The organism is Streptomyces sp. NPDC006551, assembly GCF_040611675.1.
Lineage (GTDB): Bacteria > Actinomycetota > Actinomycetes > Streptomycetales > Streptomycetaceae > Streptomyces.
The window spans coordinates 148,190-166,091 of sequence record NZ_JBEXOT010000008.1; the positions used below are offsets into that span (position 1 = coordinate 148,190).

The 17,902-nt window shown below is 71.5% G+C and carries 16 protein-coding genes and 1 riboswitch; of the genes, 14 read left to right on the forward strand and 2 right to left on the reverse strand.

The window, feature by feature from the left end; genetic code table 11:
- Positions 1-20: 20 nt before the first annotated feature.
- The 5 genes from ABZY12_RS11735 to ABZY12_RS11755 all read left to right on the forward strand — a co-directional run bounded on the left by ABZY12_RS11735 (position 21) and on the right by ABZY12_RS11755 (position 4,660).
- Entirely contained in the window at positions 21-608 is a 588-nt protein-coding gene (locus tag ABZY12_RS11735) for a hypothetical protein (RefSeq protein WP_356889128.1), read from the forward strand.
- Complete coding sequence (locus ABZY12_RS11740; RefSeq protein ID WP_356889129.1) at positions 605-2,122, forward strand: serine/threonine-protein kinase; 1,518 nt, start codon at positions 605-607, stop codon at positions 2,120-2,122. Before ABZY12_RS11735 ends, ABZY12_RS11740 begins: the two co-directional genes overlap by 4 nt.
- A gap of 105 nt (positions 2,123-2,227) precedes the next feature.
- Entirely contained in the window at positions 2,228-2,836 is a 609-nt protein-coding gene (locus tag ABZY12_RS11745; protein ID WP_356889130.1) for a dihydrofolate reductase family protein, read from the forward strand.
- Positions 2,837-2,838: 2 nt separating this feature from the next.
- Positions 2,839-4,110, forward strand: a complete 1,272-nt coding sequence (locus ABZY12_RS11750; protein WP_356889131.1) for a phospholipase D-like domain-containing protein — start codon at positions 2,839-2,841, stop codon at positions 4,108-4,110.
- Positions 4,111-4,261: 151 nt separating this feature from the next.
- Positions 4,262-4,660: a hypothetical protein gene (locus ABZY12_RS11755; RefSeq protein ID WP_356889132.1), complete on the forward strand. Its 399-nt coding sequence runs from the start codon at positions 4,262-4,264 to the stop codon at positions 4,658-4,660.
- 292 nt (positions 4,661-4,952) lie between these two features.
- Here ABZY12_RS11755 and ABZY12_RS11760 read toward each other — a convergent pair whose 3' ends face one another.
- Positions 4,953-7,373: a YfhO family protein gene (locus tag ABZY12_RS11760; protein WP_356889133.1), complete on the reverse strand. Its 2,421-nt coding sequence runs from the start codon at positions 7,371-7,373 to the stop codon at positions 4,953-4,955.
- Positions 7,374-7,498: 125 nt separating this feature from the next.
- On the opposite strand from ABZY12_RS11760, the gene ABZY12_RS11765 reads away from it, so the two are divergent.
- The 4 genes from ABZY12_RS11765 (at position 7,499) to ABZY12_RS11780 (ending at position 10,608) form a co-directional block, all read left to right on the forward strand.
- The gene (locus ABZY12_RS11765; RefSeq protein ID WP_356889134.1) at positions 7,499-8,461 is read left to right on the forward strand and encodes a glycosyltransferase family 2 protein; all 963 of its coding nucleotides are present in this window, start codon (positions 7,499-7,501) and stop codon (positions 8,459-8,461) included.
- On the forward strand, positions 8,458-8,883 hold the full coding sequence (locus ABZY12_RS11770) for a GtrA family protein (RefSeq protein WP_356889135.1): 426 nt from the start codon (positions 8,458-8,460) through the stop codon (positions 8,881-8,883). Before ABZY12_RS11765 ends, ABZY12_RS11770 begins: the two co-directional genes overlap by 4 nt.
- A gap of 81 nt (positions 8,884-8,964) precedes the next feature.
- Complete coding sequence (locus ABZY12_RS11775) at positions 8,965-9,609, forward strand: SurA N-terminal domain-containing protein (protein WP_356889136.1); 645 nt, start codon at positions 8,965-8,967, stop codon at positions 9,607-9,609.
- A gap of 30 nt (positions 9,610-9,639) precedes the next feature.
- Complete coding sequence (locus ABZY12_RS11780; RefSeq protein WP_356889137.1) at positions 9,640-10,608, forward strand: nucleoside triphosphate pyrophosphohydrolase; 969 nt, start codon at positions 9,640-9,642, stop codon at positions 10,606-10,608.
- A gap of 248 nt (positions 10,609-10,856) precedes the next feature.
- Here the strand turns inward: ABZY12_RS11780 and ABZY12_RS11785 are convergent, their stop codons facing one another.
- The gene (locus ABZY12_RS11785) at positions 10,857-12,068 is read right to left on the reverse strand and encodes a globin domain-containing protein (RefSeq protein WP_356889138.1); all 1,212 of its coding nucleotides are present in this window, start codon (positions 12,066-12,068) and stop codon (positions 10,857-10,859) included.
- A gap of 97 nt (positions 12,069-12,165) precedes the next feature.
- On the opposite strand from ABZY12_RS11785, the gene ABZY12_RS11790 reads away from it, so the two are divergent.
- The 5 genes from ABZY12_RS11790 (at position 12,166) to ABZY12_RS11810 (ending at position 17,861) form a co-directional block, all read left to right on the forward strand.
- The gene (locus ABZY12_RS11790) at positions 12,166-13,428 is read left to right on the forward strand and encodes a cytochrome P450 (RefSeq protein WP_356889139.1); all 1,263 of its coding nucleotides are present in this window, start codon (positions 12,166-12,168) and stop codon (positions 13,426-13,428) included.
- A gap of 114 nt (positions 13,429-13,542) precedes the next feature.
- On the forward strand, positions 13,543-14,538 hold the full coding sequence (locus tag ABZY12_RS11795) for a transglycosylase family protein (protein ID WP_356889140.1): 996 nt from the start codon (positions 13,543-13,545) through the stop codon (positions 14,536-14,538).
- Between the two features lie 258 nt (positions 14,539-14,796).
- A riboswitch (cyclic di-AMP (ydaO/yuaA leader) is annotated at positions 14,797-14,972 on the forward strand.
- 3 nt (positions 14,973-14,975) lie between these two features.
- The gene (locus ABZY12_RS11800) at positions 14,976-15,671 is read left to right on the forward strand and encodes a transglycosylase family protein (protein WP_356889141.1); all 696 of its coding nucleotides are present in this window, start codon (positions 14,976-14,978) and stop codon (positions 15,669-15,671) included.
- 351 nt (positions 15,672-16,022) lie between these two features.
- On the forward strand, positions 16,023-17,309 hold the full coding sequence (gene eno, locus ABZY12_RS11805) for a phosphopyruvate hydratase (RefSeq protein ID WP_356889142.1): 1,287 nt from the start codon (positions 16,023-16,025) through the stop codon (positions 17,307-17,309).
- Positions 17,310-17,396: 87 nt separating this feature from the next.
- Positions 17,397-17,861: a septum formation initiator family protein gene (locus ABZY12_RS11810; RefSeq protein WP_356889143.1), complete on the forward strand. Its 465-nt coding sequence runs from the start codon at positions 17,397-17,399 to the stop codon at positions 17,859-17,861.
- The last annotated feature ends 41 nt before the right edge of the window (positions 17,862-17,902 follow it).

The following is a 17,902-nucleotide window of genomic DNA, read 5'->3' on the forward strand; positions in this document are numbered from 1 at the left end:
CCTTTCGAGCAGGAGCAGGAATGTACGGCCCCGGCCATGTGCCCCCGCCACCTCCGCGTGCCCTTCCGGCGTCCGTCGTCGTGCTCCGCGTCCTCTTCGCCGTGCTTCCGCTGCTCAGCATCGGGTTCCTGACCTGGGCGACGATGCTCCGGCTGGCCGTCGTCACCCGCCGCACGCTCGACTGGATCCTCTGCGGCGTCTCGGTGGCCGTCATGATCACCGGTGGGGTCCTGCTGCCCGAGAACGTCGAGACGACGCAGGCGGACATCGCCGTGGGTCTGATCATCCTCAACGCCATCGCGTTCACGGCGTACTTCCTCGTCGCCGACATCCGCCACGACAAGGTCCGCCTCGGGCCGCCGGCGGGCGCGGCGCCCTATCCGCCGTACGCGACGACGGTCCCGCGGCACCAGGCCGGTTACGGCTACCCGCCCGCGTACCCCCAGCCGCAGTCACAGCCCCTGTCGCAGCCGCAGCCGCAGCCGCAGCCGCAGCCGCAGACCCCGCCCCCGCTGGAGGTTCCGCCCCAGGCCGGCCACCGGATCGACCAGGTCCGCGCCGAGCTGGACGAGCTCAGCCACCTCCTCCGTAAGGACGAGGGGAAGTGAACGGACGCGTCATCGGCGGCCGTTACGAACTGTCCGCGATGATCGGCCAAGGCGGCATGGGCCAGGTCTGGACGGCGTACGACGGACGGCTCGACCGCCGGGTCGCCGTCAAGCTCCTGCGCCCCGACTACATGGCCGCCGCCACCGCCGCCGAAGAGATCCGGCGCCGCTTCGTCCGCGAGTGCCGGGTCACCGCCCAGGTCGGCCACCCCGGCCTGGTCACCGTCCACGACGCCGGCAACGACGGCGACGACCTCTACCTCGTCATGCAGTACGTCGAAGGCGCGGACCTGGCCGACCATCTCGCCGAGCACGACCCGTACCCCTGGCCCTGGGCGGTCTCCGTCGCCGCCCAGTTGTGCGCGGTGCTCGCCGCCGTGCACGCGGTGCCGATCGTCCACCGCGACCTCAAGCCGCGCAATGTGATGGTGCGCCCCGACGGCAGCGTCACCGTCCTCGACCTCGGTGTCGCCTCCGTCCTGGACACCGACACCACCCGCCTCACCCACACCGGTTCGCCGATCGGCAGCCCCGCCTACATGGCGCCCGAACAGGCCATGGGCGGCGCCGTCGGCCCGTACACCGACCTGTACGCGCTCGGCGTCCTGCTCCATGAACTCCTCAGCGGGAACGTACCCTTCGCCGGTTCCACCGCGCTCGGCGTGCTGCACCGGCATCTGTACGAGCCGCCGGTGCCGGTCCGCCGGCTGCGGCCCGAGGTGCCGCAGGCGTTGGAAGCGCTCGTCCTGCGGCTGCTCGCCAAGGACCCCCAGCACCGGCCGTCCGGCGCGCACGAGGTGTACGAGGCCCTGCTCCCGCTGCTGCCCGCGCGCGGTGCCCCCGCGGGGCCGCTCGACCCGACCCGCCCCTTCCTGCGCCCGCACGCGCCCTGGCCCGACCGGGCCTCCGCCCCGCCGCCACCGCTCGCGCCGCCCGTCGCACCGCCCGTCTCCCGCCCGGACGTGGCCGCCGCCGTCGACGAGGTCAAGCGGCTGCTCGGCGAGGGCTCGATCACCCAGGCCGTCGACATCCTCGGCGGCATCCTGCCCGCCGCCGCGGCCGAGCACGGCGAGCACTCGCCCGTCGTCCGCATCCTGCGCAAGCAGTACGCGACGACCCTGATGGACGACGGCCAGTACCGCCGCGCCCTGCCGGAGCTGCGCCGCCTCGCCGAGGACCGTACGGCGGAGGCGGGACCGGCCGATCCGCAGACCCTCCAGTTCCGCTACGACGCGGCCCAGTGCCTGGAACAGCTCGGCGAGACGGCGGAGGCGCTGGCGGAGTACCGCGCACTGCTGCCGTACGTCGACAACGGCGCGGACCAGGCCCGGGCCTTCGACATCCGCAGGCGGATCGGCAACCTTCTGCTGGCGATGGGCGACCACACGGCGGCCCACCAGCATCTGCGGGCCCTGCTCTACGACACCGAGCGCGCCTACGGCCCGTACCACGCCCTCCCGGCGGACCTCCGGCGGGCGTTGGCCCGGCAGCAGGAGATGGGCCCCTTCGGCTGAGGGTGTGACCCGGATCACCACCAAGATCGACCGCCGGGCGATGATTCTCGCCCGGCCCGGCCGTCCCCACCTCCGTAGCCGTGCAACGAAGAGGAGCCAGTCCCAATGCGTATCGTCATCAATGAGTTCATGAGCCTCGACGGCGTCGTGCAGGCCCCCGGTGGACCCGAGGAGGACACCGACGGCGGCTTCGCCCACGGTGGCTGGACGCACCCGTTCTTTGACCCGGAGGTCGTGGGCGGCGCCTTCGACGAGGCGCTGTCGAAGGCCGACGCGCTGCTCTTCGGACGGCGGACGTGGCAGGCGATGGCCGGGGCGTGGCCCGAGCGGGCCGGCGACCCGTTCGCCGACCGGCTGAACGCGCTGCCCAAGCACGTGGTGTCGACGACGCTCGGCGAGTCCGACCTGACCTGGCAGAACACCAGGCTCGTGCCCGGCGCCGAGGCCGTCGCCCGTATCCGCGAACTGCGCGCGGCCGAGGGCGGCGACCTTCTGGTCATGGGCAGCCCCACGCTCGCGCGCACTCTCCTGAGCGAGGGCCTGGCCGACGAGCTCCGGCTGATGATCATGCCGGTGCTCCTCGGCGGCGGGAAGAGCATCTTCCCCGCGGACGGCGGGCTGCGGACGCTCCGGCTGGCCTCCACGGTCACCAGCGACGCGGGTGTGCAGGTGTGCACCTACGTCGTCCGTACGAACACGGACGAGGCCAAGTGACCATGCGGAGACGCAGCTTCAAGACGATGGCCGCCTCCCTCGCGCTGGGCGCGCTGCTGGCGGCCACACCGGCGGCGAGCGCGGAGCCGGTCGTGGCGGTCACCACCGGCGCCGTGTTCAACGACCCGTCGGGCGACGCGACCGCCGAAGGGCGGATCCTCAGCCACCTGGGGCGGCTCGTCGACGGAGCGGAGCCCGGGTCGTCCATCCGGATGTCCCTCTATCTCTACGGGTCACAGTGGCTGACCGAGCGGCTGCTCGCCGCCCACGCGCGCGGCGTCACCGTCCAGGTCGTCCTGGACAACGACACCGCCGGCTATTCGGCCGTCGGAAACCTGAAGAACGGGCTGAGCGGGGAGTCCTGGGTCCGGATCTGCAAGGCGGAGGAGGCCTGCCTCGCCAAGGACCCGGGCACCACGTCGACGGACCCGGACGGCTGGTACACCAACGTCAACCACAACAAGTACTTCCTGTTCTCCCGTACCAAGGGCAATGGCACCGTGCCGGTGGACAACGTGGTCGTGCAGTCGTCCGGCAACCTCATCGAGCCGGACCGCACGAAGCTGTGGAACGACGCGATGACGGTGGCCGGCAACAAGGAGCTCTTCGACGCGTACGCGGCGTACTTCGCGGACCAGGCCGGGGCCGCTGCCGAGGAGAGGCCGCAGGTCGACGACTACCCGCAGACCACGCAGGCGGGCAAGGCCAAGGTCTACTTCTTCCCGCGGTCGACCACCGACGTGGTCGTCAACGTCCTCAAGACGGTGGCCCAGCCGGTCGGCACCGCGGCCGCCTGTCACGGCAACGACCCGGGCGTCGGCACCTCCGACGGCCGGACGAGGATCCGGATCGCCCAGGGTCACATCACCCGCCCCGAGGTGGCCGAGCAGCTCTGGGCGCTCGCGGACGCCGGTTGTCACGTCGAGATCGTCTACCGCAAGCTCGACAACTGGCCGATCGACGCGGAGAAGTTCCCCCTGCGCGTGGCCGACTGGCTGACCAGGCCGACCGCCAAGGGCCGCATCACCCTGCACCAGCTCCACAACGACGAGCGCGGCGGCACGGGGACGCACACGAAGTACCTGCTGATCGAGGGCACGTACCTCGGGGGCGCGAACAAGAAGATCGTCTTCACCGGCAGCCACACGTACACGGGTATGGCGCTCAAGGTGAACGACGAGGCGATGCTGAAGTACGAGGACGCGGCCGTCTTCGACGCGTACGCACGGAACTTCGAGGCTCAGCGGGCGGCCGCCGTGGCGGAGGGGGCGTAGGAGCGTGTGCAGGAGGGCGCGAAGGGCTGACGGACCGGCAGAATCACGACTCCGCATCTGATTCGGGAGCGGAGGAGCGGAGTCCGTTTTGCGCGTTCCGCGGGATGTAGCGTACGCGTTCGATCATGTACACGTCCCCAAGGAATCCTTCATGACCACGCCGCCCCAGCAGACCCCCGACCAGCCGCTCGCGCCCACCGAGCCGGCCGGGCCCGTCGAGCCCGCGAAGAAGAAGGGCGGCCTGGGCAAGAAGATCCTGGGCGTCGTCGTGGCGATCGTCGTCGCCCTCGGCGTGAAGTTCGGTTACGCGGCCATCAGCGGCGACCTCCCGACGCACGCCGAGGCCGGCGACTGCATCTCCGTGACCGGCCCGGACGACGACCCCAAGGTCGAGACCAAGGAGTGCACGGACAAGGCGCCCGACCTCTACAAGGTCACCAAGGTCCACAAGGGCACCTTCGACGTGAACAAGTGCGGCGAGATGACCGCGCTGGCGCAGGAGTGGGACTACGAGAAGTTCGTCCTCTGCCTGGAGCCCGTCAAGAACTGACGCCACCCGCACCGAAGGGGCTGGACCTGCCCGGTCCGGCCCCTTCGGTGTACCCGCGACCGGACGGCCCTAGCGGCCTAGAAGCCCTGCCGCTCGCCTTGTGGACGATGAGCCCGTTCTCGTAGCGCCAGCGCTGGGACTCCGAACCTGTGCAGGGCCACACGGTGAGCGGGGTGCCGTTGGCGGTGGCGTGGGGCGTCGCGCAGACGGAGCCCGCCTGAGGTCCGTGCCCGAGGCGACGGCGGCGCGGAGACGGGCGCGAACGCCCGATCCGCCGCCACCAGGGATGACATCACCGAGCGTCGGGACACCTGGCGTACGCCGGCGGAAGGCGTTCCTGTCCCGAAGCGCCGCTCCGCCGTGCGCCCCCGGCAGAACGCCCGCCCCCCACGGTTCCGAACGCCGGCAGCGCCGACAGCGCCAGCAGGATCAGGGACGCCGCCCCCACGGACAGTCCCGCCCGCAGCCCAGGCGGCCGGAAGGCGCAGCTCACCGACGCGCCGCCGTCCGTACGGACTGCCACCAGGCCGCCGTACGACTCCGCGGGGCGGCCGTCGCAGTGCCAGCCCGCGATCCGGGGGGCCGCCACCACGACCGTCCCCCGTGTACCCGGGGGGAGTTCGGCCCGGATGCCGCTGTCCGTGACCCGTATCGAGGTCGGAGCGGTGGCGCGGAGGGCGGTCACCGCCGTCGCCAGCCGTGACCGGTCCAGGCAGCCGACCTCGCCCCGGGGGCCTCGGCCCGTCAGGGCCGGGCGTTCGCCCGCCGTCCGCTGTATGCCCAGGGAGACCATCGCCGCCCGTCTCTTCGGCTGCCCGCCCAGGAGGTCCACCGCACGCTCCCCGAGGCGGGCCGTACCCGTGAAGTCCGGTGCCCAGAGGAAGACCTCGCTGCCGACCGGGCAGACCCCGGACCCCGGCAGCTCGTACACGCGGGTTCCCAGCAGCAGCTCCTGGTTGCGGAACGGAGAGGGCCCATACACCGGCGGCCCGGCGCCCTCCGTTCGTACCGTCACCAGCGGGAGCACCGTCTGCGCCCGGACCACATCGCCGTCCCGCCACCGCGCGCCCACGCCGAACAGCGCGTCCGTCACCGGATTGTCCAGGCTCAGCAGGTTCCGCCCCCGCGAGGTCCAGCCGCCGCCCAGCGCCGCCACGGTCCGCGTCAGCACCGCCGGGGTGTGGCTGCTGTAGTACGCGCCGCCCTGCCCGCCGAGCAGCAGCGGATCGTTCCCCGCGACCCTGGGCAGCCCCGAGTCCGTCCGGTACACGGGCCAGCCGTCGGCCTCCGCCAGCGCCGCGGCCCGGCGCTCGTGCTCGGCGCCGTACGCCGGGTAGTCGTCGAGGTGGGCGAGCCGCTTCCGGTCGGCGTACGCGGTCGTCGCCGCCGCCTGTCCGACCAGCGCCCCCGACAGGAGCACCGCCGCCACGAGCGCGTACCGCCCACGCCGGGGCAGCAACAGCGCCCCGACGACCGCCGCGCACCCCGCCCCGAGCAGCAGCAGCGCCCAGCCGTTCACCAGGGGGCTGAACAGGGCCGCGGCGGCGATCGGCACCATCACGCCCGCTCCGCCGAGCAGCGCCCGCCGGTCCGGCAGGCCACGCGAGAGACCGGTCCAGGCGGCGAGCACGAGGACTCCCGTGAGGACGAACGTCTGCCGGTACGGACTGCCGTTGGGGGTGGCGAAGACGTGCCAGGCGAGATGCGTCGGCGCCCACTGCATCGACACGGCGACCGTCGCCACCAGGCCCACCCACAGCCACCGTTCCCGTCGCACCACGTCCCGGCGCAGGAGCAGCGACCCGACGAGCAGCGGCACGGCGGTGAAGACGAACGTCGCCGGGGTGGAGTAGCTGTACGTGACCGGAAGCAGCCGGGCGAGGAAGTCCGGCCAGTCGGCGGGGACGAACTCCCTGGTGACGCCCGGATACGCGTGCCGGGAGCCGAGGAGGACGGGGACGAGGACGGGCGCGGCGAGCCCGACGCCGAGACCGGTCGTCACGACCGCCCGCCCCACCACCCGTACCCGGAAGGAGTCCGTCTCCGCCAGCCGGACCAGCAGCACCAGGGCCGCCGCGAGCGTGGCCATGTACGCGGTGTAGAAGTTCGCGACCCAGCAAACGGCGACGACCAGCGGCCCCAGGAGCGGTCGGCGGCCCTCCCGTACCCACTCGCCCACCAGGCACAGCAGCGGGAAGGCGATCAGCCCGTCGAGCCACATCGGGTTGTACGTGGCCTCGGCGACGGCCCAGCCGCACAGGCCGTACGAGGCGCCGAGCAGCCCGGCCGCCCACCATCCGCCCGGGCGTGTGCGGAGCAGCACGCCGGCCATCGCGGCGGCCGCCACCGCCATCTTCAGGACGGTGACGGCGTAGACGGCGTACTCGATGTCCTGGCGCGGGAACAGCGCGACCAGCGGGGCGAACGGGCTGGTCAGATAGGTGCCGAGGTCGGGCAGGAAGCCGGTGCCCCAGCCGGAGCTCCAGTTGAGCAGCAGCCCGCCGTCGCCGCGTCCGTGCAGCAGGTCCCAGAGGTGGGCGTGGTACGGGACGAACTGGTTGGCCAGGTCGTTGACGCCGCGCCGGCGCGGCCCGAAGGGGAAGGCGCGGGCGACGGCGTCCCCGGCGCACACGGCGAGCACGGTGAGCGACGCGGCGAGGCCGGCGGCGCGTCCCATGGCGGTGACGGCGGCCCGCTGGGTCCGGATCTTCATGGTGGTTCGAATATGCCAGTACGAAACACGAAATCGTGGGCGACCGCGGCCAGTTCATTCAATGGTCGTCTCGCGGCCACGTCGCGAATCCGCCGACGCCATCCGGCTCGGTTGTCGTTTCCTCCGTGCTGCTCTCGATTGTGGTTCCGTGCTTCAACGAAGAGGAGATCATCGGCCGATTCCACGACCATGTGATCACCGAACTCTCCCGCTTCGACGGTGAATTCGAGCTGGTCTATGTGGACGACGGAAGTCACGACCGTACGCTCCCGCTCCTGGAGGAGATCGCCGCCTCCGACCCCCGCGCCCGCTATGTCTCCTTCAGCCGCAACTTCGGCAAGGAGGCGGCGATGCTGGCCGGCCTCCAGCACGCCCGGGGCGACGCCGTGGTCATCATGGACGCCGATCTCCAGCATCCGCCGGAGCTCGTGCACCGCATGGTGGCGCTGCACGCGGAGGGATACGACCAGGTCATCGCCCGCCGGACCCGAACCGGCGACCGGGTGACCCGTACGGTCACGGCCCGCGCCTACTACTGGGCGATCAACCGGCTGGTGGACGTCGAGCTGGTGGACGGGGTCGGCGATTTCCGGCTGCTCTCCCGCCGTACCGTCGATTCGATCCTCGAACTCACCGAGTACAACCGTTTCTCCAAGGGCCTCTTCGCCTGGGTCGGATTCCGCACCACCACATTCGAGTACGAGAATGCGGTGCGTGAGGAGGGCCGTTCGAAATGGACCTTCGGGAAGCTCCTCAACTACGGACTCGACGGCCTTCTCTCCTTCAACAACAAGCCGCTGCGGGCCGCCGTCTATCTGGGAATGATCCTGGTCTCGGTGGCGCTGGCGTACGCGGCCTGGATCGTCGGTGTCGCGCTGGTGAACGGTGTGGACACCCCCGGATACGTCACCCTGCTCGTCACGGTCACGGCGCTCGCCGGCGTCCAGATGGTGATGCTCGGGCTGGTGGGGGAGTACGTCGGCCGGATCTACTACGAGGTGAAGCGGCGCCCGCACTTCCTGGTGAAGGCGACGAACGTGGGGGTGCCCGCCCGGCAGCGGCGCCCGGAGGAGCTCGTACGGCGATGACGGTGACCTGGCAGGTGGTGCGCTTCGCGCTGGTCGGGGTCGTGAACACGGCCACGTACTACGGCCTCTATCTGCTCTTCATGCGGGCGATGCCGTACCTGGCCGCGCACGTCGCCGCGTTCCTGCTGTCCATGGTCGGCTCGTTCTTCCTGACCTCGTACTTCACGTACCGCACCCGCCCCACCTGGCGGAAGTTCCTGCTCTTCCCGCTCACCAACGCGGCGAACTTCGTGATCACCACGGTCGGCATCTACCTCATGGTCGACATCGCGGGCCTCGACACCCGCTACGCCCCTCTCCTGGCGGCCGCCGCGGCGGTCCCGGTGACGTTCCTGGTCTCCCGGACGATCATGTTGCGACCCGACACCACCCGAACGCGTGAGTCGTTGACCGAATCAACTGAGACAGTCGCTTCGAAGTAGTGGCCCAGACCACGGCGACTGCCTACCATCGATCATCGCAAGGTCGTTCTACGTACGCACGACCCACGCCGGGAGGCTCCTTTGCACCGCCGCACTGCGCTCTCCGTCTCCGCCGCGCTTCTCGCCGTGGCCCCGCTGCTCGCTGCCTGCGGCAGTGACGCCCACCCGGGGGCCGCCGCCGTCGTCGGTGGTGAGCGGATCGAGGTGTCCAGCCTCCAGGCGCAGGTGCGGGACGTGCGGACCGCCCAGCAGAGGTCGCCGCATGCGGCGGAGCTGATCAAGGCCACCGGTGACCTCAGCCGCGAGAAGCTCAACGTGATGATCTTCGACCGGGTCGTGGACCGGGTCGCCGCCGATCACGGGATCAGCGTGGGGCGCGGCGAGATCCAGAAGGCCCGGGGCGAGTTCGCCAAGCAGAGCGGCGGCGAGGCACAGCTCGCCGGGATGCTGCTCCAGCAGCAGGGCGTCGCCCCCGACCAGATCGACGCGGTCGTCCGCCGCACCGTCCTGATGAACAAGATCGCCGCCAAGCTCGGCATCTCGAACACCCCCGAGGGCCAGAAGAAGCTCACCGAGGTCTTCACCACCGCCTCCAAGGCGCTCAAGATCGACGTGAACCCGCGCTTCGGAGCCTGGGACAACGACAAGATCCAGCTCGGCACCTACACCGCGCCCTGGCTGCGGCAGATCAGCCAGGACCCCCAGGCCCTGGAGGCGGGGGCGTAAGGCGTACGCGCCCCCGCGTAAGGTCGAAGGGTGAACGCTGAAGCACCCGTCGAGACCGGTCGTGTCGTCCTGCTGACCGCCAGCCACCGCGTGGCCCCCGGACTGCTGTCCTGGCCCGCGTGGCAGACGCTGCACGCCGCCGACCGGGTGGTGTGCGCCGACGAGCACCACCCCCAGCTGCCGTATCTGCGGGAGGCCGGGATCACCGTCGAGCACGCCCGTCCCGACGCGCAGGACCTCGTCGACGCCTGCGCCGGAGGACGGACCGTCGTCGTCCTGCCCTCCGGCGAGGGCGACCAGGCGCTGACGGACGGACTCGCCCGGCTGGCCGGCTCGGGCCGGGTCGCCATGCCCGACCTGGAGCTGCTGCCCGGCTCGTACGACCTGCCCGGCGCCCGCCTCCTCGACCTCGTGCAGGTCATGGACCGCATCCGCCGCGAGTGCCCGTGGTCCTCGCGGCAGACGCACAAGGGGCTCGCGAAGTACGGCATCGAGGAGGCGTACGAACTCGTCGAGGCGATCGAGGACGGCGACCGCGACGAGCTGCGCGAGGAGCTGGGGGATGTGCTGCTCCAGGTCGTCTTCCACGCCCGGATCGCCGAGGAGCACGAGGAGGAGCCCTTCTCGGTCGACGACGTCGCCGGGACGATCGTCGAGAAGCTGATCCACCGTCACCCGCACGTCTTCGGCGACGCGACCGCCGAGACCCCCGAGGACGTCAAGGCGCACTGGCACCGCACCAAGGCGATCGAGAAGCAGCGCGACTCGGTGACGGACGGGGTGCCGCTCGGCCAGCCCGGCCTGGCGCTCGCCGCGAAGCTGGCGGGCCGGGTCCGGACCGCCGGACTGGACGTGAAGCCACCGTCCGGTGAGGGCATCGGCTACGAACTGCTCGCGCTGGCCGCACAGGCGGAGGCGGACGGCGTCGACCCGGAGGCCGCGCTGCGGGCCGCCGCCCGCGCCTACCGCGACACGATCCGCGCGGCGGAGGGCCTGTAGCCGCCACGGGGTGAGAGGGCCCCGGGCCTCCGGGGGTGCCGCCTTCCCGGGACTGCGGCCGTCCGGCCGCTCGGGGCGGGTGCGCGTTCCGGCCCTCCGGGGCGCCGGCCGCTCAGGGCCGGTGTGGGCTCGGCTCCGTCCGGCCGTTCACGTCCGGCGCGGGTGCCCTCCAGGGCGCCGACCGCTCGGGGCGGGTGGGCCTCCCGGCCCCGTCACTCACGTCCGGTGCCGGCCCCGACCGCCGCCGCTCACGCCCCGCGCGGGTCCCGGGCCTCCGGGTCGTGCCAGAAGAGGGCCGGCGGCTCGATGAGCCACTCGGCTCGGCCGGCCGGGCGGGTGTCGAGCCGGCCCGCGGCCGGAAGTCGGTCGTGGAAGATCCGCGCCGGGTCGGTGCCCAGGTCCTCCACGACGGGCGTCACCTCGTGGAGGAAGCCGGGCGGCCCGGCGAGATAGACGTCGTGCCCGGGCCAGTTCCCGAAGGCCGGCAGGGCGTGGATCAGCCGCTCGGTCGCCTGGTCGCGGGGGTGGTGGGGCGCGGAGGTGATGTACGTGACGCGGAGCCCGGGTATCCGTTCCTTCAGGAGCTCTACGTCCTCGCGCCCGTACAGGTACTCCTTCGCCCGCGCGACCACGAAGAGCCGCGCCTCGGTGCCGTCCTCCCGTGACGCCACCTCTTCCAGGAGCGCCTTCACCGGCGCCCAGCCGGTGCCGGCGGCGACATAGGTCCGTGGGGCGCCGGGCTCGGTCCGTGCGGTCAGCGCACCGCCGGGGGCGCTGAGCCGCAGCGTCTCGCCCGCGCGCGTCCCGGTGACGAGCGCCGTGCTCATCAGGCCGCGCGGCACCTGGCTGATGTGCAGGTCCACCGTCCCGTCCGCGCGGGGCGCGTTGGCGAGCGAGTACGTCCGCCACACCCGGGGGACCCGCAGCGAGCTGACGCCGGCGTACTGCCCCGGCCGGTACGGGAACGGCTGCCGCGGCCGTAAGGTCAGCACGGCCAGGTCCACGCCCCGGCGCGCGTGCGCGACGACATCGGCGTCCCACCAGGGCGGCTCGCCCCGCCCCGCCGCCTCCTCGGCCCCGCGCATCATCAGGTCGGCGATCCGCCCGTACGCCTCGGTCCACGCCTTCTCGGCCTCGACGCTCCACGCGGCCCCGGCGGCGTGCGCGAACGCGGCGACCAGGCTGCTCCCGACGGCCGCGTAGAAAACGGGCGCGGCGAGGAACTTGCGGTGATCGCGCCCCAGATGCGTGAGATAACCGTCGAGTCCGGGGTCCTCCAGCCGGTTCACCACATGGGTGAGCGCGGCGAAGAGCCGGTCGCGCTGGGGCCGCAGGTCCTCGGGGAACAGCTCGCGGATGCCGGGGTTGTGCCAGAACAGGTGCGCGTAGAAGAAGGTGACGGCATGCTCCGCGCGTCTCTCGACGACGGCGAACGTGCTTCTGAGCAACTGAGCGTCCACGGGAGCATCTAATCCCGGATCTCCACGCCAGGGACGCGGACGGACACACCCGTGGTCGCCGACCGGGCGGGGAGGGCCGGCGGTTACTGTCGGGGCCATGCACGACCAGCCCTCCGCCCCCGGCTCCTCCGCCGCCCCCGCGCTCTTCACCTGGGAGTTCGCGACCGATCCGTACCCCGCCTACGCCTGGCTGCGCGAGCACGCGCCCGTGCACCGGGCGAAGCTGCCCAGCGGGGTCGAGGCGTGGCTGGTGACGCGGTACGCCGACGCGCGGCAGGCCCTCGCCGACCAGCGGCTGTCGAAGAACCCCGCGCATCACGACGAGCCGGCGCACGCCAAGGGGAAGACGGGGATCCCCGGGGAGCGCAAGGCCGAGCTGATGACGCATCTGCTCAACATCGATCCGCCCGATCACACCCGGCTGCGGCGGCTGGTGTCGAAGGCGTTCACGCCGCGCCGGGTGGCCGAGTTCGCGCCCCGGGTGCAGGAGCTGACCGATCGGCTCATCGACGGGTTCGCGGAGAAGGGGAGTGCCGACCTCATCCACGAGTTCGCCTTCCCGCTGCCCATCTACGCGATCTGCGACCTGCTCGGCGTCCCGCGCGAGGACCAGGACGACTTCCGTGACTGGGCCGGGATGATGATCCGGCACGGCGGAGGGCCGCGCGGCGGGGTCGCGCGGTCGGTCAAGAAGATGCGCGGGTACCTCGCGGAGCTGATCCACCGCAAGCGGCTCGATCCCGGTGACGACCTGATCTCGGGACTCATCAAGGCCTCCGACCACGGGGAGCACCTCACCGAGAACGAGGCCGCGGCGATGGCCTTCATCCTGCTCTTCGCCGGCTTCGAAACCACGGTCAATCTGGTAGGAAACGGTCTTTATGCCCTGCTTCGGAACCCCGATCAGCGGGAGCGGCTCCAGGTGTCGCTCGCGGCGGGGGAGCGGGAACTCCTGGAGACGGGGGTCGAGGAGCTGTTGCGCTACGACGGGCCGGTCGAGCTGGCCACCTGGCGGTACGCCATGGAGCCGCTGACCATCGGCGGGCAGGAGATCCCGGCGGGCGATCCGGTCCTCGTCGTGCTCGCCGCCGCCGACCGCGACCCGGCGCGGTTCGACCGGCCGGACACCCTCGACCTGTCCCGGCGCGACAACCAGCACCTCGGGTACGGGCACGGCATCCATTACTGCATCGGCGCTCCGCTCGCCCGGCTGGAGGGGCAGATCGCCCTCGCCACCCTTCTGACTCGGCTGCCGGACCTGCGACTTGCCGTGGATCCCGCCGATCTGCGGTGGCGAGGAGGGCTCATCATGCGCGGATTGCGCACGCTTCCGGTGGAGTTCGACCCCCTTGTCCGCTGACGCTCCGTCAAGACTGTGACTTTTACGTGATCTCCGCTGCATCGACTTGTGACTGACGTTCGAATGCCGCTACGTTCACCGTCAATCTCAGCCGTCACGCGAAAGGCATTCCGCATGCGCTCCGGGAACGGACGTCACCGCAGACCCCGCCAGGCCCCCGCCATCGTCGTCGCCGCAGGCGTGACCGGATCGGCCCTCGCGCTGCCCCTGCTCGGCGCGGGCTCCGCCTCCGCCGCCGACGCCGCCACCTGGGACCGGGTGGCCGAGTGCGAGTCGGGCGGCCTGTGGAGCGCCAACTTCGGCAACGGGCTCTACGGCGGGCTCCAGTTCACGCAGGAGACCTGGGAGCGGCACGGCGGCCTCGCGTACGCGTCCAGCGCCGACCTGGCCAGCCGTGCGCAGCAGATCGTGGTGGCCGAGAAGGCGCTCGCCGCCGGCGGCACGGAATGGGACACCTGCGCCCCGATCGCCGGCCTGACGAACGACGGCACCGCTCCCGAGGTCGACCCGGGTCCGCCCGTCGTGCCGACGGAGCCCACGGGTCCGGTCGAGGAGTCGAACCGGACCACGGGCCTTCCGATCGCCCCGACGACCCCCGAGGCGACCCCGACGGCCCCCGAGGTCGTTCCCACCACCCCGGCCGCCCCGACCACCCCCGAGACCGTCCCGACCGCGCCCACGACGCCGGACGCGTCGACGGGCACCGGCACGCCTTCCCCCACCGCCCCCGAGGCGTCCCTCTCGCCGTCCGCCCCGGCCGTCCCCGGCACCGGCAAGCACCGTGGCGACGCCGCCCCCGAAGAGGTGGGCAATACGGACAGCACTGGCGAAACCGGTCGGCACGCCTCGCCGTCCGATGGAGCTGACGGGTCGGCAGGCGATGTGACCGCCGGCGCGGGTTCGGAGAATACGGACACTCAGGGCACTGTGGACGAATACACCGTCAAGCCCGGAGACAACCTCACCGAGATTGCTCAGGAGAACGAGCTCCCCGGCGGATGGGCCGCCCTCTATGACGCCAACCGCCAGACGGTGGGCGGCGATCCGGATCTCATCCTCCCTGGTCAGAGCCTCGACCTGACGCCCGAAACCGCGCCCGCGCAGGGGTAGTTCGGGGCTATATGTCCGGTTCTGGGCAAGTGAGATATGGGTCTCTTTGCCGCCGTCGGCGTGTCACGTCCGCAAACTTTGCTCCCGTCACCTCTCACCTGCGCAAACGCTGTTCGGCCGAGGGCAAGTAAGGGCGATTTCTCCCTAATAGACGTCTTTGAACTTCGTGGGGGTCTGTGCCTACGGTCGTGACCGCTCGCCACCGCGGGCCCCGTCGACCGAAACGCCGAATCCTGCCGTCGGTTGATGGGAACAGTCGTCGCGCAAGCGCCGAAGGCAGGAGCGGGGGACCCAAGGTAAGCGCCGGTCCCGGCCGTCGAGACAGACGGACGGAAGGCCGGCTTGGGGTGGAGCCGCGTGCTGAGGCACGCGGCCGGACAACTCACTTGGTCCGAACCCGACAGCTCACCTCGCAGGCGTCGGTGAGGAGAAATCGCATGCTGCTTTCCGGCAAGGGCAAACACCGTCGTGCTTCCAAGGCCACCCGCGCCGTCGCGCTCGTCGGCGTCGCCGGCGTCGCCGTCGCCGCCCCGCTGATGACCGCCGGGTCCGCCTCGGCCGCCACCGCCTCCGAGTGGGACGCCGTCGCCCAGTGCGAGTCCGGCGGCAACTGGTCCATCAACACCGGCAACGGCTACTACGGCGGCCTGCAGTTCTCGGCCTCCACCTGGGCCGCCTACGGCGGTACCGCGTACGCCTCGACCGCCGACCAGGCCTCCAAGTCGCAGCAGATAGCGATCGCCGAGAAGGTCCTGGCCGGCCAGGGCAAGGGTGCCTGGCCGAGCTGCGGCGTGGGCCTCTCCAGCGCCTCGTACGACGGCGGCTCCGCCGAGCAGGCCGCCCCCGCGCAGCAGGAGCGCCAGGCCGAGCAGCCGACGACCCGCAGCGAGCAGCGCACCGCTCCGAAGGCCGCGTCCAAGAAGGCCGAGCCGAAGAAGACCGTCACCACCCCGACCGGCGAGAAGGTCGCGAAGGGTGACGGCGAGTACAAGGTCGTGGCCGGTGACACGCTGAGCAAGATCGCCGCCGCGCACGACGTCAAGGGCGGCTGGGCGAAGCTCTTCGAGCTCAACAAGGACATCGTCGACGACGCCGACCTGATCTACCCGGGCCAGCAGCTTCACCTGAAGTGAGTCCGGCGGCCCGCGTGAGCCCGGCGGCTCACACGGGCCCCTGGGGGCGTCGCGCCCCTACGACCCTCCCGCGGTGACCACCCCGGCCCGGCGCACCCTTCCCCCGTGCGCGCCGGACCGGGGTTCCGCGCGTTTCCGGACCCGAGAACGCCCCACGGGCTGGCCCACGCGCCGTTACCGTCCAGTAGTTCTGAGGTCGTTCGTCCCCAGATGCATGCCCTTGGGTCCTTTTTCGTCCCAGCGGGCGGGCGCCCGGCTGGCCGGAGCCCCGGAGCCGGTTAGGCTCTTGTCGCAAGGCCAAAGAGACCCTGCACCGCATGCGTCACATCTAGCTTCACATCCCAGAAGGAGATGCTCGTGCCGTCCATCGACGTCGTCGTAGCCCGGGAAATCCTGGACTCCCGAGGCAACCCCACGGTCGAGGTCGAGGTCGGCCTCGACGACGGCAGCACCGGCCGTGCTGCTGTTCCGTCCGGTGCGTCCACCGGTGCGTTCGAGGCCCTCGAGCTCCGCGACGGTGACCCGAACCGCTACCAGGGCAAGGGTGTCGAGAAGGCCGTCCTGGCCGTCATCGAGCAGATCGGCCCGGAGCTCGTCGGCTACGACGCCACCGAGCAGCGCCTGATCGACCAGGCGATGTTCGACCTGGACGCCACACCGGACAAGTCCTCGCTCGGCGCCAACGCCATCCTCGGCGTCTCCCTCGCCGTCGCGCACGCCGCCTCCGAGGCGTCCGACCTGCCGCTCTTCCGCTACCTCGGCGGCCCGAACGCGCACCTGCTGCCCGTTCCGATGATGAACATCCTGAACGGCGGCTCGCACGCCGACTCCAACGTGGACATCCAGGAGTTCATGATCGCCCCGATCGGCGCGGAGTCCTTCTCCGAGGCGCTGCGCTGGGGCACCGAGGTCTACCACACCCTCAAGTCCGTCCTGAAGACCAAGGGCCTGTCCACCGGCCTCGGCGACGAGGGCGGCTTCGCCCCGAACCTGGACTCCAACCGCGCCGCGCTCGACCTCATCCTCGAGGCCATCAAGCAGGCCGGCTACGTCCCGGGCAAGGACATCGCGCTGGCGCTCGACGTCGCCGCCTCCGAGTTCTACAAGGACGGCTCGTACGAGTTCGAGGGCAAGTCCCGCTCGGCCGCCGAGATGACCGAGTACTACGAGGAGCTCGTCGCCTCCTACCCGCTGGTCTCCATCGAGGACCCGCTGTTCGAGGACGACTGGGCCGGCTGGAAGGCCATCACCGAGAAGCTGGGCGCCAAGGTGCAGCTCGTCGGTGACGACCTGTTCGTCACCAACCCGGAGCGCCTGGCCCGCGGCATCGAGGAGGGCTCCGCCAACGCCCTGCTGGTCAAGGTCAACCAGATCGGTTCGCTGACCGAGACCCTGGACGCCGTCGAGCTGGCCCAGCGCAACGGCTTCAAGTGCATGATGTCCCACCGCTCCGGCGAGACCGAGGACGTCACCATCGCCGACCTCGCCGTCGCCACCAACTGCGGCCAGATCAAGACCGGCGCCCCGGCCCGCTCCGAGCGCGTCGCCAAGTACAACCAGCTGCTGCGCATCGAGGAGATCCTCGACGACGCGGCCGTGTACGCCGGCCGTAGCGCCTTCCCGCGCTTCAAGGGCTGATCCCGCAGAAAGCCCGGTTACCTACGTCCCCGCACCCGGTCCCGTACCGTGTGCGGGGACGTACGTACGTAAAGGGGAGGCACGCACATGGCCGGGGACCGGTTCTCGACCGCGACCAGGATCAGGCTCCTCGGCGAGCAGACAGCCGCCCGTGTCTACCGCTCCCAGACCCGCCGCCAGGCCCGCCGCTCCCGGCTCACCGGCCGCGCGGCCTTCCTCGCGCTCGTCGTCTGCTCGCTGGTGGTGGCGCTCGCCTACCCCATGCGTCAGTACGTCTCCCAGCAGGGCGAGATCGCCGAACAGGAGCGCCAGGCCGCCGAGGCCGCCGAACGGGTCGAGCAGCTGAGGGACGAGAAGGCCCGGCTCCAGGACCCGGCGTACGTCCGCCGCCTCGCCCGCGAGCATCTGCACTACGTCATGCCCGGCGAGACCGGCTTCACCGTGAACGACCCCGAGGCGGAGCGCGCCCGCCGCGCCGAGCAGTCCGAGGCGGGCACCCCCTGGTACTCCAGTCTCTGGAACGGCGTCGACCGCGCCGACGCGCCCCGCTGACGCGGCGGCGCGAGATGATGGTGTGACGGCACACCGCACGG